Origin of the sequence: Acidovorax sp. NO-1 (assembly GCF_000238595.1) — a bacterium.
Lineage (GTDB): Bacteria > Pseudomonadota > Gammaproteobacteria > Burkholderiales > Burkholderiaceae_C > Acidovorax.
Window position 1 is genome coordinate 13,627 of the sequence record NZ_AGTS01000149.1, and the last position, 13,609, is coordinate 27,235.

Annotated in this window: 13 protein-coding genes and 1 tRNA gene; 9 read left to right on the top strand and 5 right to left on the bottom strand. The window is 65.2% G+C overall.

Going from position 1 to position 13,609, the window contains the following annotated elements; all coding sequences use genetic code 11:
• Positions 1–11 precede the first annotated feature (11 nt).
• From rsmB to KYG_RS21745, 6 genes are all read left to right on the top strand, one after another.
• Positions 12–1,442 (top strand): 16S rRNA (cytosine(967)-C(5))-methyltransferase RsmB, encoded by a 1,431-nt coding sequence (gene rsmB, locus KYG_RS21720; RefSeq protein WP_085942650.1) that lies wholly within the window; start codon positions 12–14, stop codon positions 1,440–1,442.
• Between the two features lie 34 nt (positions 1,443–1,476).
• Positions 1,477–2,061 (top strand): DUF4390 domain-containing protein, encoded by a 585-nt coding sequence (locus tag KYG_RS21725; RefSeq protein WP_008907090.1) that lies wholly within the window; start codon positions 1,477–1,479, stop codon positions 2,059–2,061.
• Complete coding sequence (locus KYG_RS21730) at positions 2,058–4,355, top strand: ATP-binding protein (protein ID WP_008907091.1); 2,298 nt, start codon at positions 2,058–2,060, stop codon at positions 4,353–4,355. The genes KYG_RS21725 and KYG_RS21730 overlap by 4 nt, the downstream gene beginning before the upstream one ends.
• 39 nt (positions 4,356–4,394) lie before the next feature.
• Positions 4,395–5,081 carry a response regulator gene (locus tag KYG_RS21735; protein ID WP_008907092.1) on the top strand — a complete coding sequence of 229 codons (687 nt, stop codon included), beginning with the start codon at positions 4,395–4,397 and terminating at the stop codon, positions 5,079–5,081.
• A 65-nt stretch (positions 5,082–5,146) separates the two neighbouring features.
• A tRNA-Phe gene (locus tag KYG_RS21740) sits at positions 5,147–5,222 on the top strand.
• A 202-nt stretch (positions 5,223–5,424) separates the two neighbouring features.
• Positions 5,425–6,681, top strand: a complete 1,257-nt coding sequence (locus KYG_RS21745) for an Hsp70 family protein (RefSeq protein WP_008907093.1) — start codon at positions 5,425–5,427, stop codon at positions 6,679–6,681.
• A gap of 132 nt (positions 6,682–6,813) precedes the next feature.
• On the opposite strand, the gene rsmI is transcribed toward KYG_RS21745, so the two are convergent.
• Positions 6,814–7,773: a 16S rRNA (cytidine(1402)-2'-O)-methyltransferase gene (rsmI, locus tag KYG_RS21750; RefSeq protein WP_008907094.1), complete on the bottom strand. Its 960-nt coding sequence runs from the start codon at positions 7,771–7,773 to the stop codon at positions 6,814–6,816.
• Between rsmI and KYG_RS21755 the strand changes: the two genes are divergently transcribed.
• The 3 genes from KYG_RS21755 to KYG_RS21765 all read left to right on the top strand — a co-directional run bounded on the left by KYG_RS21755 (position 7,773) and on the right by KYG_RS21765 (position 9,541).
• The gene (locus tag KYG_RS21755; RefSeq protein WP_034695839.1) at positions 7,773–8,174 is read left to right on the top strand and encodes a YraN family protein; all 402 of its coding nucleotides are present in this window, start codon (positions 7,773–7,775) and stop codon (positions 8,172–8,174) included. The two genes, rsmI and KYG_RS21755, sit on opposite strands and share 1 nt — an antisense overlap.
• A 99-nt stretch (positions 8,175–8,273) precedes the next feature.
• The gene (locus tag KYG_RS21760) at positions 8,274–8,876 is read left to right on the top strand and encodes an SIS domain-containing protein (protein ID WP_008907096.1); all 603 of its coding nucleotides are present in this window, start codon (positions 8,274–8,276) and stop codon (positions 8,874–8,876) included.
• A complete protein-coding gene (locus KYG_RS21765) occupies positions 8,873–9,541 on the top strand; it encodes a BON domain-containing protein (RefSeq protein WP_008907097.1) in 669 nt (222 codons plus the stop codon). The genes KYG_RS21760 and KYG_RS21765 overlap by 4 nt, the downstream gene beginning before the upstream one ends.
• Positions 9,542–9,638: 97 nt before the next feature.
• Here KYG_RS21765 and KYG_RS21770 read toward each other — a convergent pair whose 3' ends face one another.
• From KYG_RS21770 to KYG_RS21785, 4 genes are all read right to left on the bottom strand, one after another.
• A complete protein-coding gene (locus tag KYG_RS21770) occupies positions 9,639–10,553 on the bottom strand; it encodes an NAD(P)-dependent oxidoreductase (protein ID WP_008907098.1) in 915 nt (304 codons plus the stop codon).
• 96 nt (positions 10,554–10,649) lie between these two features.
• Entirely contained in the window at positions 10,650–11,786 is a 1,137-nt protein-coding gene (locus KYG_RS21775; protein ID WP_008907099.1) for a PilT/PilU family type 4a pilus ATPase, read from the bottom strand.
• A 64-nt stretch (positions 11,787–11,850) separates the two neighbouring features.
• Positions 11,851–12,486, bottom strand: a complete 636-nt coding sequence (locus KYG_RS21780; RefSeq protein ID WP_008907100.1) for a Crp/Fnr family transcriptional regulator — start codon at positions 12,484–12,486, stop codon at positions 11,851–11,853.
• Between the two features lie 58 nt (positions 12,487–12,544).
• The gene (locus KYG_RS21785; protein WP_008907101.1) at positions 12,545–13,588 is read right to left on the bottom strand and encodes a type IV pilus twitching motility protein PilT; all 1,044 of its coding nucleotides are present in this window, start codon (positions 13,586–13,588) and stop codon (positions 12,545–12,547) included.
• Positions 13,589–13,609 lie beyond the last annotated feature (21 nt).

Consider the following 13,609-nt stretch of genomic DNA (forward strand, 5'->3'; position numbering starts at 1 on the left):
CGAGAAACACGATGAGCCCATCCCGGCCACCACCTCCTGCCCGCGCACCGAGCGGTTCCGGCCCTGACCAGGCTCTGCGTGCTGCCCGCACTCCGCCCGCGGCGGGCGGCCAACCCGTGCCGCTGTGGCAACAGCTGGCAGCTGTGGCCGGGGCCTTGCAGGCCATCCGCGCCGGCCAGTCGGGCACTGCAGCCCTGGCGGCCGTAGACGCCGCGTTACGCCCGGGCGTGCAGGCTCTGCTGTTCCAGGTGCTGCGCCAGGCGGGGCGGGCCGAGGCGCTGCGCAGTCAGATGGTGGCACGCACGCCCCCACCGGCTGCAGATGCGCTGCTGTGCACGGCGCTGGCGCTGTGCTGGGACCCCGAACAATCCCCGTATGAGCCTTTCACCCTGGTCAACCAGGCGGTGGAAGCCGCCAAGCGCAGCGCGTCCACCCGGGCGCAGTCGTCGTTCCTCAATGGGTGCCTGCGGCGTTTTCTGCGCGAACGCGAGGCGCTGGTGGCACGGACCGACCGTGATCCGCTGGCCCGATGGAACCATCCGGTGTGGTGGATCGAGCGTTTGCGCAAGGACCACCCCACACACTGGGAGCAGATTCTGCGGGCCAACAATGCCCACGCTCCGATGACGCTGCGCGTTAATGCACAAAAAAGCACTCCAGTGCTTTACCAGAAAGCGCTCGCAGCTATTAATTTGGAAGCAAAACCGGTGGGTGATATGGGGCTGCTGCTGCGCAAGCCCGTACCGGTGCCAACCCTGCCGGGCTTTGCTGAGGGCTGGGTTTCAGTGCAGGATGCCGCCGCCCAGATGGCTGCGCCCTTGCTGCTGGGAGGGCTGGATCTCGCCCAGCCTTTGCGTGTGCTGGACGCCTGCGCGGCACCCGGGGGCAAAACCGCCCACCTCCTGGAGATGGCGGGGAGCGGTTCGCCCCTGCAGGTTACGGCCCTGGAGGTGGATGCCGTTCGCAGTACCCGGATTGGCGATGCCTTGCAGCGCCTGGGACTGCGTGCCAAGGTGGTGGTGGCCGATGCAGCGCGCCCGCAAGACTGGTGGCAGCAGCACTGCGAGGGCGTCCCGTTCGATGCCATTTTGCTGGATGCTCCCTGCACCGCTTCCGGCATCGTGCGACGCCATCCGGATGTCCGCTGGCTGCGCCGTGAAAGCGATATTGCCCAGCTCGCCAGGCTGCAGGCGCGTTTGCTGGCAGCGCTTTGGCCGCTTCTGCGCCCGGGCGGTCGGCTGCTGTACTGCACCTGCTCTGTCTTCCGGGAAGAGGGCGATGAACAGGTGCAAACGTTTCTTGCACACAACACCGACGCCACGTTGCTCCCGTCGCCGGGCCATTTAATTCCCGGCAACGACGACAAGCGCGGTGCCGTCCCGGACAATCAGTCGGGTGATCACGACGGTTTTTTTTACGCACTGTTGCAAAAATCAGCGTAATGAGCTTCTCAGAGCTCGTTGGCTGCTGGCCGGGATGTTTTGCCTGTTTTTGGGCTGGGCTGCATGGGCGCCGTCGGCCGTGGCCGGGCAACCGGTGGCTCCGGAAGTGGGAGAGCTGCGCCTGGACCGGGCCGAGGACGGCCTGTATCTGAGCACCACACTGGATCTGATCCTGCCGGAATTGGCAGAAGACGCCCTCTACAAAGGCATCCCCATGTTCTTTGTGGCCGAGGCCCAGGTGCTGCGCGACCGCTGGTACTGGTCTGACCGCCAGGTTGCCGAAGCGACCCGTTACCTGCGGCTCAGTTATCAGCCCTTGACCCGACGATGGCGATTGAACATCTCGCCTGTGCCCTTTGCAAACAGTGGACTGGGGGTGGTACTGGGCCAGAACTTCGATGACTACTCGGACGCACTATCGGCCATTCAGCGCATTTCGCGCTGGAAGATCGCTGATAGCGACGTGATCGAGGCCGATGCGGTCCACACTGTCAATTTCCGGTTTCGACTCGACATGTCCCAGCTGCCCCGTCCTTTCCAGATCGGGGTGGCGGGGCGATCGGGCTGGAACCTACTGGTGTCCCGCAGCCAGCGCCTGGCCGCGGAACCTGCAAAGTGAACCCGCCCGGCACCTCACAGTCCACCGCGTCTGCCTCTGCCCAGGCGGCGGCCAGCCAGTCGCGCGCCGTGCGGTGGGCGGTGGGGGTTGGCGCGGCCATCATGTCGGCCATCGGCCTGGTGCTGATGTTCCTGCTCACCCTGGCCACCAACAACCGGGCGCTGTACGAGCGCAACTACGCATGGCTTTTCGGCGTGAATGTGCTGGTGGCGATGCTGCTTCTGGCCGTGCTGCTGTGGGTTGCGGTGCGGTTGGGCATGCGCCTGCGCAAGGGGCGCTTTGGCAGCAGGCTGCTGGTCAAACTCGCTGCCATCTTTGCGCTGGTGGGTCTGATGCCGGGGTTGCTGATCTACGTGGTGTCCTACCAGTTCGTCACGCGTTCGATCGAAAGCTGGTTCGATGTCAAGGTCGAGGGTGCCTTGTCCGCAGGGGTCAACCTGGCGCGCGTGTCCCTTGACGCCATGGCGGCCGACATGGCCGCCAAAACCCGCAATGCGAGTGCGCAGGTGGCACAGGTCCCCGATGCGGCAGCCGGCCTGGTGCTGGAGCGCATCCGCGACCAGCTGGGCGCCACCGATGTGGTGCTCTGGAATGCGGCGGGCCAGGCGGTGGCCAGTGCCGGCCAGTCGCGTTTCAGCCTGAACCCCGACCGGCCGGGGGTGCCCTTGCTGCGCACCGTGCGCCAGCAACGCGCCACCGCACAGATTGAAGGGCTCGACGATATTTCCGACCCCGCAGCCGTTCAGAACGCGCGCGTGAAGGTACTTGCGCTGGTGAGCAGCCCCAGCGTGGGGTTGCTGGTGGAGCCGCGCTACCTGCAGGCCACGCTGCTGCTGCCACCCGCGCTGGTGGCCAACGCCATTGCGGTGCAGGAGGCCAATCGCGAATACCAGGAGCGCGCCCTGGCCCGGGGGGGGCTGCGGCGCATGTATGTGGGCACCCTCACGCTGAGCCTTTTCTTGGCGGTGTTTGGCGCCGTGCTGCTGGCGGTGTTGCTGGGCAATCAGCTCGCCCGCCCACTGCTGGTGCTGGCCGAAGGTGTGCGCGAGGTTGCCGCGGGCAACCTCAGCCCCAAGGCCGTGCTGCAAGGCAAGGACGAGCTGGGCGGGCTCACGCGTTCCTTTGCGCTGATGACCCAGCAACTTTCCGATGCGCGCCAGGCGGTGGAGCAGAGCATGGGCGAGGTGGATGCCGCGCGCGCCAACCTGCAGACCATTCTGGACAACCTCACGGCCGGGGTCATCGTGCTCGATGCCCAGGGCCTGATCCGATCTTCCAACCCGGGCGCAACCCGCATCCTGCGGGCACCGATGGCGGCGTATGAGGGGCGGCCGCTGTCGGAAGTCCCCGGGCTTGCCGAATTTGCGAGATCGGTACAGGGGCACTTTGATGCCTTTCTGGGCGACCACGAACGCCACGGGCTCGACCACTGGCAGCAACCGTTTGAGCTGCATGCAAGCTCCGGCGGAGTCGGCCAGCACGCCACCAGCCTCGTGGCGCGGGGGGCCGAACTGCCCGATGCGACCAGGCTGTTGGTTTTTGACGACATTTCCGAAATTGTTTCTGCCCAACGCGCGCAGGCCTGGGGCGAGGTGGCGCGGCGCCTGGCGCATGAAATCAAGAACCCGCTCACGCCCATCCAGCTGTCGGCCGAGCGGCTGGAAATGAAGCTCTCGGGCAAGCTGCCCGGCCCCGAGCAGGCCATCCTCGCCAAGTCGGTGAAGACCATCGTGGATCAGGTCGATGCGATGAAGCGGCTGGTCAACGAGTTCCGCGATTACGCGCGTTTGCCCGCGGCAGAACTCCATGCGCTGGACCTCAATGCCCTGGTGACGGACGTGCTCCATCTGTACGGTGAAGAGACCGCCATGGTGCGGGTGGAGGCAGAGCTGGACCCGCGCTGCCCCCCGATAGCAGGCGATGCACAGCAGCTGCGGCAGGTCGTGCACAACCTTTTGCAAAACGCGCAAGATTCCACCGAACAGGCGCGGGCCGGCACTGCTGATCCCGTGCCGCCCGTGCGCATCAGCACCCGCTGGAGTGAGTCCTCGCGCCGCGTCCGGCTCACGGTGTCAGACAGCGGAGGAGGCTTTCCCGCGCACATCCTCCAGAGGGCCTTTGAGCCCTATGTCACTACCAAGGCCCGGGGCACTGGACTGGGGCTTGCCGTGGTCAAAAAAATTGCCGACGAGCATGGTGCGCGCATCGACCTGTCCAATCGCACGGAGGATGGCGTGGTGCGCGGCGCCCAAGTGTCGTTATCATTCGCCCCTGAACCAGCGGTGGCGTCATAACAACACCGCCCCGCAGTACCCCAAGGCGCTTCAACACACATGGCAAACATTCTGGTGGTCGACGATGAGCTCGGCATTCGTGATCTGCTGTCGGAAATCCTGAACGACGAAGGTCACAGCGTAGACCTCGCAGAAAACGCCACCCAGGCGCGCTCCGCCCGGGCCGGCAACATCTACGACCTCGTGCTGCTCGACATCTGGATGCCAGATACCGACGGGGTTTCGCTGCTCAAGGAATGGGCCACGGCGGGCGTGCTGACCATGCCCGTGATCATGATGAGTGGCCACGCCACGATCGACACTGCCGTCGAGGCCACGCGGATCGGCGCCTTCTCGTTCCTAGAAAAACCCATCACCCTGCAAAAGCTGCTCAAGGCCGTGGAGCAGGGCCTGGCGCGCAACGCTGCCCACCAGGCCGCCCCGGTGGCTGCCGCCCCGGCGCCCGTGCACGCCCCGGCCGACCCCACGTTTTCGCAACTGCCCGCCGTGACGGCGGCCCTCATGGCCGGCGTGGAGGCAGGGCCCCATGCGCACCAGGGGTTTGACCTGGACCGCCCCCTGCGCGAAGCACGCGATGGCTTTGAAAAGGCTTATTTCGAATTTCACCTGGCCCGCGAAGGCGGCTCCATGACGCGCGTGGCCGAAAAGACGGGGCTGGAGCGCACGCATCTATATCGCAAGCTGCGCCAGCTGGGCGTCGATCTGGGCCGGGGTAAGCGCGGCTAGGTGTGCAAGAAATTCCTGGCACTCTGGTTCAAAGGCAGTTTTTTCTGGTTATAATTTGAGGCTCAGGCCCGGTAGCTCAGTCGGTAGAGCAGAGGATTGAAAATCCTTGTGTCGGTGGTTCGATTCCGCCCCAGGCCACCAAATAAAAGCCCTTGATTTTTGCGAATCAAGGGCTTTTTCAATTCCGGGTGCGTCGCGCTTCGGTAGCTTTTGGCTGGGCGGCAGCTCTGCCCCCACTGCCCTGCGGGTTCTTCTTGCCCCAAAACTGCATCCGATATCTTCGTTCACCGAGGCCTCAGCCGGTGCGCGTTGAACACTTTTTCATCGCTTCCACACGTCACCCATGCCCCTCCTGAAGGACACCACCCTCGGTATCGACTTTGGCACTTCCAACTCCGCGATGGCCGTGCGCCAGGGGGCGGGGTTGGCGCGGATGATTGCGCTGGAGGGGAGTGCGCACACACTGCCCACCGCACTGTTCTTCAACGCAGAGGATCACCGCACACACTTTGGTCGCGATGCCGTGGGCCAGTATCTGGCAGGCACCGAGGGGCGCCTGATGCGGTCGCTCAAGAGCCTGCTCGGCAGTGCGCTGCTGCAGGACAAGACGGCGGTGCACAACAAGATGGTGAGCTACCAGGACATCATCAGCCTCTTCTTGCGCATGCTGGTGCAAAGGGCTCGCGATGAGCTGGGCGGCATGCCCGCCCGTGTGGTGATGGGGCGGCCGGTGCATTTTGTGGATGGGGATGCCGACCGCGATCAGCAGGCGGAAGATGCGTTGCGCCAGGCTGCGCTGGATGCGGGGTTTGCCGAGGTGTCGTTCCAGCTGGAGCCGATTGCTGCCGCGCTGGACTACGAGCAGCGCGTCGCGCACGAGTCGCTGGTGCTGGTGGTGGACATTGGGGGTGGTACCTCGGACTTCACGGTGGTGCGGCTGGGGCCGGAGCGCATGGCGCGTGCCGAGCGTGGCAGTGATGTGCTGGCCACCACCGGCGTGCATGTGGGTGGCACCGACTTTGACCGGCGGCTGAGCCTGGACCTGTTGATGCCCTTGCTCGGGTTTCGGAATACCGGGCCCACGGGGCGCGAGGTGCCCAGCCGGGTGTTTTTTGACCTGTCCACCTGGCACCTGATCCAGTGGCTGTACTCGCCGCGTGCACTGCGCGATGCGCAGAACCTGCGCACCGACTATTCCGATGCGCGGCTGCACGCGCGGCTCATGCGGGTGCTGCACGAGCGCCTGGGGCACCGCATGGCCAATACCGTGGAGCAGGCCAAGATCGCCGCGTCGCTGGCCGATGCCGACGCGCCCATGCCGCTGGACTGGATCGAGGCAGGGCTGGGCGCCGCCGTCACGCCACATGGGCTGGCGCAGTTCCTCGCTCAACCGCTCGAACAGGTGGTGGCCTGCGCGCAGGAATGTGTGCAGCTGGCGGGCCTGGGTGTGCAGGGGCTGGATGCGATCTATCTCACCGGGGGCTCGTCGGCCTTGCGGCCGCTGCGCCAGGCGCTCAAAGCGGCGTTTCCCGACACTCCCCAGGTGGAAGGCGATTTGTTTGGCGGGGTGGCGGCCGGGTTGGCGGTGTCGGGGCGATAGATCCGGAGGGGGCGGCGGCACCAGGGCCGGTAGTGGATTCGCTGTGGCGGATGAAATGCTATTAAAAATATAGCTATCAGCGCTTGTCCATCAAGCGCCAGGTGCCAATTTGGCCTGAAATCCGAGGTGTTATCAGCTCCCGGCGTCGCCTACTTCGTCTTCATTTTCCCCGCTCGCGCCGCTGCGCTTCCACGTCAGGGCCGTGTCGTACAGCGCGTTGCGCGATGCACCCGTGATCTCGGCAGCCAGGCGCACAGCGGTTTTCAGCGGCAGCTCCTGCACCAGCAGGCGCAACACCCGCAGGCTGGCGCCATCGTCGCTGGCCACCGCCACCGGGTGCAGCAGCACCACAAACTCGCCGCGCGAGCGCTGGGGTGCGCCGTCCAGCCAGGCCGTCAGCTCCCGGGCGGGCCGCGTGGTCACTTCCTCGAACTGCTTGGTCAGCTCCCGTGCCAGCGTTACCGGGCGATCACCCAGCACCGCCAGGGCCTGGGCCAGCTCGTTGATGCGGTGGGGGGCTTCAAGCAGCACCACGCAGCGCGGCTCCGGGGCCAGCTGCTGCGCAATCACCGTGGCGCGTTCTGCGTTCTTCACGGGTAGAAACCCTGCGAACACAAAACCGCCATGTTCAGTGCTGTGGGCCACTGCGCCTGCCACGCTCAGCGCTGTGGTGATGCTGCTGGCGCCGGGCAGGGGCACGGCCCGCAGGCCGGCCGCCTGCACGGCGGCCACGAGCCGGGCGCCAGGGTCACTCACGCCGGGCGTGCCGGCGTCACTCACATACGCCACGCGCTGGCCCAGCTGCAGCCGCTGCACCACGTTCTGCGCGGCTTCGGCCTCGTTGTGCTGGTGCACGGCCAGCAGCTGGGCGGCACCCTTGTCGATGCCGTAGGCGCGCAGCATGGACTGTGTGTGGCGCGTGTCTTCGCAGGCCACGGTGTCGGCCATCTGCAGCACGTGCAGCGCGCGCAGGGTGATGTCCGCCAGGTTGCCAATGGGTGTGGCCACCACGTACAGGGCGCCCTCGGGATAATGCTGGAGAGCCGCCGCTTCGCGCGCGGCATCAAGGGCTGAAGCGAAAGATGCGCTCAATGAAATTCCTTGGAATGAGAAAACCGGCGAAGGACTCGGGCCCTGCCACCACCACACGCGCACGCGGCAACGCGGCGGAGGACCAGGCCCTGGCCCATCTGCAGGCGGCCGGCCTGCAGCTGGTGGTGCGCAATTATCGGACGCCCGGGCGCGGCGGTGGCGAGATTGACCTGGTGATGCGCGAGCGGGATGGCACGCTGGTCTTTGTCGAAGTGCGCAGTCGGTCGGGCAGCGCGTTTGGCGGCGCCGGGGCGAGTATCAGCGCCACCAAGCAGCAGCGCATCATTTTTGCGGCCCGGCACTACCTCCTACGCCTGCCATCGCCGCCGCCCTGCCGCTTTGATGTGGTGCTGGTCGAGGCCTCGGTGCAGTGGCTCAAGGCGGCCTTTGATGCGCAGTAGGCATCGGGGTTCCGCAAAGCGACCAAGCCCCCAGCGCAAGACCGGTGGCTACGGTTTGCTACAAAAGCTGTAACACCCGGCGGGTATCATCGGGCCCTCATGCTTGAGCAACGCATCCAACAGCATTTCATCGACAGCGCCGACCTGAAGTACCAGGCCGCGCAGGTTCTGAGCCATCCCATCGCCGCCGCCGTGCAGGCCGTTCTGGCCTGTGTGACCAGCGGCGGCAAGGTGTTGGCCTGTGGTAACGGCCCCTCGGCCGCCGAGGCGCAGCAGTTTGCCGCGTTCTGCGTGGCCGGCTTCGAGCGCGAACGGCCCGAACTGGCGGCGCTGGCCCTCACGTCCGACAGCACCCTGCTCACGGCCGCAGCGGGCGGCAGCCACGATGCCGCGCAGCAGTTTGCCCGCCAGGTGCGTGCGCTGGGCCAGGCGGGCGATGTGCTGCTGGCTCTGTCGGTGTCCGGCAACGACGCCAACCTGCTGGCCGCTGCCGAGGCCGCCCACGAGCGCGACATGACAGTGGTGGTGCTGACGGGCCGCACCGGTGGCAAGCTGGCCGCCATGCTGCGCGAAACCGATGTGTTGATCAGCGTGCCCCACGACCGCGCCGCACGCGTGCGCGAAGTCCATGCCCTGGTGCTGCATTGCCTGAGCGACGGCGTGGACGCCCAGTTACTTGGTGAACAGGAGATTCCCCTATGACCCCGACAACCGTGAACCGCACCCAGCGCACTGTCATGACCGCACTGGCGGCAGCCACCCTGGCTGCAGGCCTGTCGGCGTGTGCTCCATTGATCGTCGGCGGTGCCGTGGTGGGCAGCGTCATGGCGGTGGACCGTCGCACTGCAGGGACGCAGATCGAAGACGAGGGTATCGAGCTGCGCGCTGCCAACCGGATTCGCGAAACCCTGGGCGACCGAGTGCATGTCAACGTGACAAGCTACAACCGCCAGGCGCTGCTGACCGGCGAAGTGCCCAACGCACAGGACCGCCAGACGGTGGAGCAGATCGTGTCGCAGGTGGAGAACACGCGCTCTGTGGTGAACGACCTGGCCGTGATGCCATCGACCACCCTGAGCCAGCGCTCCAACGACACCTTCATCACTGGCAAGGTGCGCGCCAGCCTGGTGGATGCGCGGGACATCTCGGCCACCTCCTTCAAGGTGGTGACGGAGCGCAATGTGGTGTACCTGATGGGCCGAGTTTCGCAGCGTGAGGCCAATCGCGCCACCGAGATCGCCCGGGGTGTCAGCGGCGTGGCGAAGGTGGTGCGGGTGTTTGAAATCGTGTCGGAAGAGGATCTGCGCCGACTTGCACCGCAACCCGCACCGGTGACCACCGACAGCAGCGACGCACCCCGGGGGTGAGTCGCGCACGCCGCCAAGGGCGTGGCACGAAAGCAAAAGGGGCTCTGCAAGGCCCCTTTTTGCATATGCATTGCGCGTGCCCCCGCGGGCGCAGGCGTCAGGTCAGCCGCTGGATAAGGCTGGAGGTGTCCCAGCGGTTGCCCCCCATCTTCTGCACATCGGCATAGAACTGGTCCACCAGCGCCGTCACCGGCACGCGCGAGCCGTTGCGCTTGGCTTCGTCGAGCACCAGGCCCAGGTCCTTGCGCATCCAGTCCACGGCAAAACCAAAGTCGAACTTGCCGTCCACCATCGTCTTGCCCCGGTTGTCCATCTGCCAGCTCTGGGCGGCGCCCTTGCCGATCACGTCCAGCACCTGCTTCATGTCCAGCCCGGCGTTCTTTCCAAAGGCCACGGCTTCCGACAGCGCCTGCACCAGCCCGGCAATGCATATCTGGTTGACCATCTTGGCCAGCTGGCCGGAGCCGCTGTCACCCAGCAGGGTGAAGGCGCGGGAGAACGCCATGGCGACTGGCTGGGCGGCCTCGAAGGCCGCTGTATCGCCGCCGCACATCACCGTGAGCAGGCCGTTTTGTGCACCGGCCTGGCCGCCGGATACGGGGGCGTCCACAAACTGCAGGCCCAGGGCCTTGGCCGCTGCGTACAGCTCGCGCGCAACTTCGGCCGATGCCGTGGTGTGGTCCACGAAGATGGCGCCCGGCTTCATGCCAGCAAAGGCTCCATCCGCGCCCAGCGTCACCGAACGCAGGTCATCGTCGTTGCCTACACAGCAGAACACGATGTCCGCACCGGCAGCCGCCTCCCGGGGTGTTGTTGCATGTTTTGGGGCCTTGGCGCTTGCGTACTCTGCGCACCACGCTACTGATTTGGTAGCAGTGCGGTTGTAGACCGTGACTTCATGCCCGGCCAGGGCGAGGTGGCCGGCCATTGGGTAGCCCATCACGCCCAGGCCCAGAAAGGCGACCTTGCGGGAAGGAGTGGCGTCGTAATTGCGGGGGTTGGTGCTTGGCATGGGTAGGAAGAGCAGGTGCAGGTGGAAAACAAAACCCGCCCTGGGGGGCGGGCTTCACGGGGTCCTGAAGGCGGAGAGGCGCAAGCCGGTTCAGGCTCAGACGATGGCGAAATGCTCCGTGCCGGACGCCAGATCGGGAGACTTGGCGCGCTGGCTGTTGAGCTTGATCTGCAGGCGCAAGTCATTGAGCGAGTCGGCGTTGCGCAACGCGTCTTCGTAGCTGATCACGTTGGCTTCGTACAGGTCGAACAGCGCCTGGTCAAACGTCTGCATGCCCAGGTTGCGGCTTTTTTTCATGATCTCCTTGATCTCGGAGACTTCGCCCTTGAAGATCAGATCGGAAATCAGCGGCGTATTGAGCATGATTTCCACCGCGGCCGCGCGGCCCTTGCCATCCTGCTTGGGGATCAGGCGCTGCGACACCATGGCGCGCAGGTTGAGCGACAGGTCCATCAGCAGCTGGGCGCGGCGCTCTTCGGGGAAGAAGTTGATGATCCGGTCCAGCGCCTGGTTGGCGCTGTTGGCGTGCAGCGTGGCAAGGCACAGGTGTCCGGTTTCGGCGAACGACACCGCATGCTCCATGGTTTCACGGTCGCGGATTTCGCCCATGAGGATCACGTCGGGCGCCTGGCGCAGCGTGTTCTTCAGGGCCGCTTCCCAGCTGTCGGTGTCCAGACCCACTTCGCGCTGCGTCACCACGCAGTTCTTGTGCGGGTGCACGAATTCCACCGGGTCTTCCACCGTGATGATGTGGCCGAAGGAGTTCTCGTTGCGCCAGTCGACCATGGCGGCCAGCGTGGTGGACTTGCCCGAGCCTGTGGCACCCACCAGGATGCACAGGCCGCGCTTGGTCATCGTCACTTCCTTGAGCACCTGCGGCACGCCCAGGCCATCGATGGTGGGCAGCGTGAGCGGAATCGTCCGCAGCACCATGCCCACCTTGCCCTGCTGGATGAAAGCGTTGACGCGAAACCGCCCGATGCCGGCGGGTGAAATGGCGAAGTTGCATTCCTTGGTGCGCTCAAAATCGGCCACCTGCTTGTCGCTCATGATGGCGCGTGCCAGGGTGAGCGTGTGCGTGGGCGTGAGCGGCTGGGGCGAGACCTTGGTCACTTTTCCATCGACCTTGATCGCGGGCGGAAACTCTGCGGTGATGAACAGGGCGCTGCCATTGCGGCTCACCATCAGCTTGAGCAGGTCGTTGATGAATTTACTGGCCTGATCGCGTTCCATCAGATGTTCTCCCCGGGCTGTTCGTCCGCTGTGCGTTCGTTGGTATTGTGTCGGCGCATCGCCATCACTTCTGGTTGTCGCTCAGGCGGGCACTTACCACCCGCAGGCGCAGCGAGAGCTTGCGGGCCAGCAGTGCAATCAGGCTGGCAGCCAGTTGCGGATCCTTGGTCATCATGTCGTCCATGGCCTCAGCGCTGAGCACGGCGATCTCACAATCGGTGAGCGTGGTACAGGCGGAAAACCGGATGCCACTGTCCAGCAGCGACATCTCGCCCAGGATATCGCCGGGGCGCGTCTCGGCCAGTCGCAATTGCTCGCCCCAGGGCTGCACGCGGTCCACGGCGATGGTGCCGGTCAGCAGCACCACCATGAAATTGCCATATTCGTCCTGGCGGATCACGTCGCGGTTGGACGGTACGGCCGCAAACTCGAAAAAGCGCTCCATGCGCTCCACAGCGTCCTTGTCCAGGTGCGCCATGTACTTGTCTTTGGCCCACAGGCCCTGCAGCAGCTTGCCGCCCCGGCTGGTGGGCAGGCGCTTGGCGCCCACTTCCACAGCGCGGGCCTCCCAGGGGACCAGCATGGATTCGTCTACGCCCTGGCCCGCAAACGCGGTGGAGAACAGCACGGAATCCGTGTGGTCTTCCGCAGGCTTGCCGCCCCGGCTTTTCATTTTCAGAAGGCTCAGAATGCCTTTCATACAGTGCTCCGGTGTGCGGCGGTTCATGGCGCCGCGGGATTCAGGGTGGGGGCGCAGATCAGCCGGGGAAGTTCTCGGGGATCTTGGCCTTGCTGCGGGCTTCGGCCGGGCTGATGATGTTGCGGCGCACCAGGTCGGTCAGGTTCTGGTCCAGCGTCTGCATGCCCACGCTGTTGCTGGTCTGGATGGTGGAGTACATCTGCGCCACCTTGGCCTCGCGGATCAGGTTGCGGATGGCGCTGGTGCCCAGCATGATCTCGTGCGCCGCCACGCGGCCCGAGCCGTCCTTGGTCTTGCACAGCGTCTGCGAGATGACTGCCTGCAGCGATTCGGACAACATCGCGCGAACCATTTCCTTTTCTTCGGCCGGGAACACGTCGATGATCCGGTCAATCGTCTTGGCGGCACTCGATGTGTGCAGCGTGCCAAACACCAGGTGGCCCGTTTCCGCAGCCGTCATGGCCAGGCGGATGGTTTCCAGGTCGCGCATTTCACCCACCAGGATGGCGTCCGGGTCTTCACGCAGTGCCGACTTGAGCGCCGCCGCGAACGACAGCGTCATGGGGCCGACTTCGCGCTGGTTGATCAGGCACTTTTTGGACTCGTGCACGAACTCGATCGGGTCTTCCACTGTGAGGATGTGGCCGTATTCGGTTTCATTGAGGTAATTCACCATGGCCGCCAGCGTGGTGGACTTGCCCGAGCCCGTGGGCCCGGTCACCAGCACCAGGCCGCGCGGCTTGAGGGCCAGGTCGCCGAAGATCTTGGGAGCATTGAGCTGCTCCAGCGTCAGGATCTTGCTGGGAATCGTCCGGAACACGGCGGCCGCGCCGCGGTTCTGGTTGAAAGCGTTGACCCGGAAACGGGCCAGGCCTTCGATTTCAAACGAGAAGTCGACTTCGAGAAACTCTTCATACGTCTTGCGCTGCGAGTCGCTCATGATGTCGTACACCATGCCGTGGACCGTCTTGTGGTCCAGCGCATCGACGTTGATGCGCCGCACATCGCCGTGGACCCGGATCATGGGCGGCAGGCCCGCGGACAGGTGAAGATCGGAAGCCTTGTTCTTGACGCTGAACGCGAGCAGTTGGGTAATGTCCACGGAGTCCCTCTATCGTTTGAT

Excerpts from the sequence above, each read along its gene's own strand:
- rsmB (WP_085942650.1), top strand. The coding sequence starts at position 12 with ATGAGCCCATCCCGGCCACCACCTCCTGCCCGCGCACCGAGCGGTTCC.
- KYG_RS21725 (WP_008907090.1), top strand. The coding sequence starts at position 1,477 with ATGTTTTGCCTGTTTTTGGGCTGGGCTGCATGGGCGCCGTCGGCCGTG.
- KYG_RS21735 (WP_008907092.1), top strand. The coding sequence starts at position 4,395 with ATGGCAAACATTCTGGTGGTCGACGATGAGCTCGGCATTCGTGATCTG.
- KYG_RS21745 (WP_008907093.1), top strand. The coding sequence starts at position 5,425 with ATGCCCCTCCTGAAGGACACCACCCTCGGTATCGACTTTGGCACTTCC.
- KYG_RS21755 (WP_034695839.1), top strand. The coding sequence starts at position 7,773 with ATGAAATTCCTTGGAATGAGAAAACCGGCGAAGGACTCGGGCCCTGCC.
- KYG_RS21760 (WP_008907096.1), top strand. The coding sequence starts at position 8,274 with ATGCTTGAGCAACGCATCCAACAGCATTTCATCGACAGCGCCGACCTG.
- KYG_RS21765 (WP_008907097.1), top strand. The coding sequence starts at position 8,873 with ATGACCCCGACAACCGTGAACCGCACCCAGCGCACTGTCATGACCGCA.
- KYG_RS21770 (WP_008907098.1), bottom strand. The coding sequence starts at position 10,553 with ATGCCAAGCACCAACCCCCGCAATTACGACGCCACTCCTTCCCGCAAG.
- KYG_RS21775 (WP_008907099.1), bottom strand. The coding sequence starts at position 11,786 with ATGGAACGCGATCAGGCCAGTAAATTCATCAACGACCTGCTCAAGCTG.
- KYG_RS21780 (WP_008907100.1), bottom strand. The coding sequence starts at position 12,486 with ATGAAAGGCATTCTGAGCCTTCTGAAAATGAAAAGCCGGGGCGGCAAG.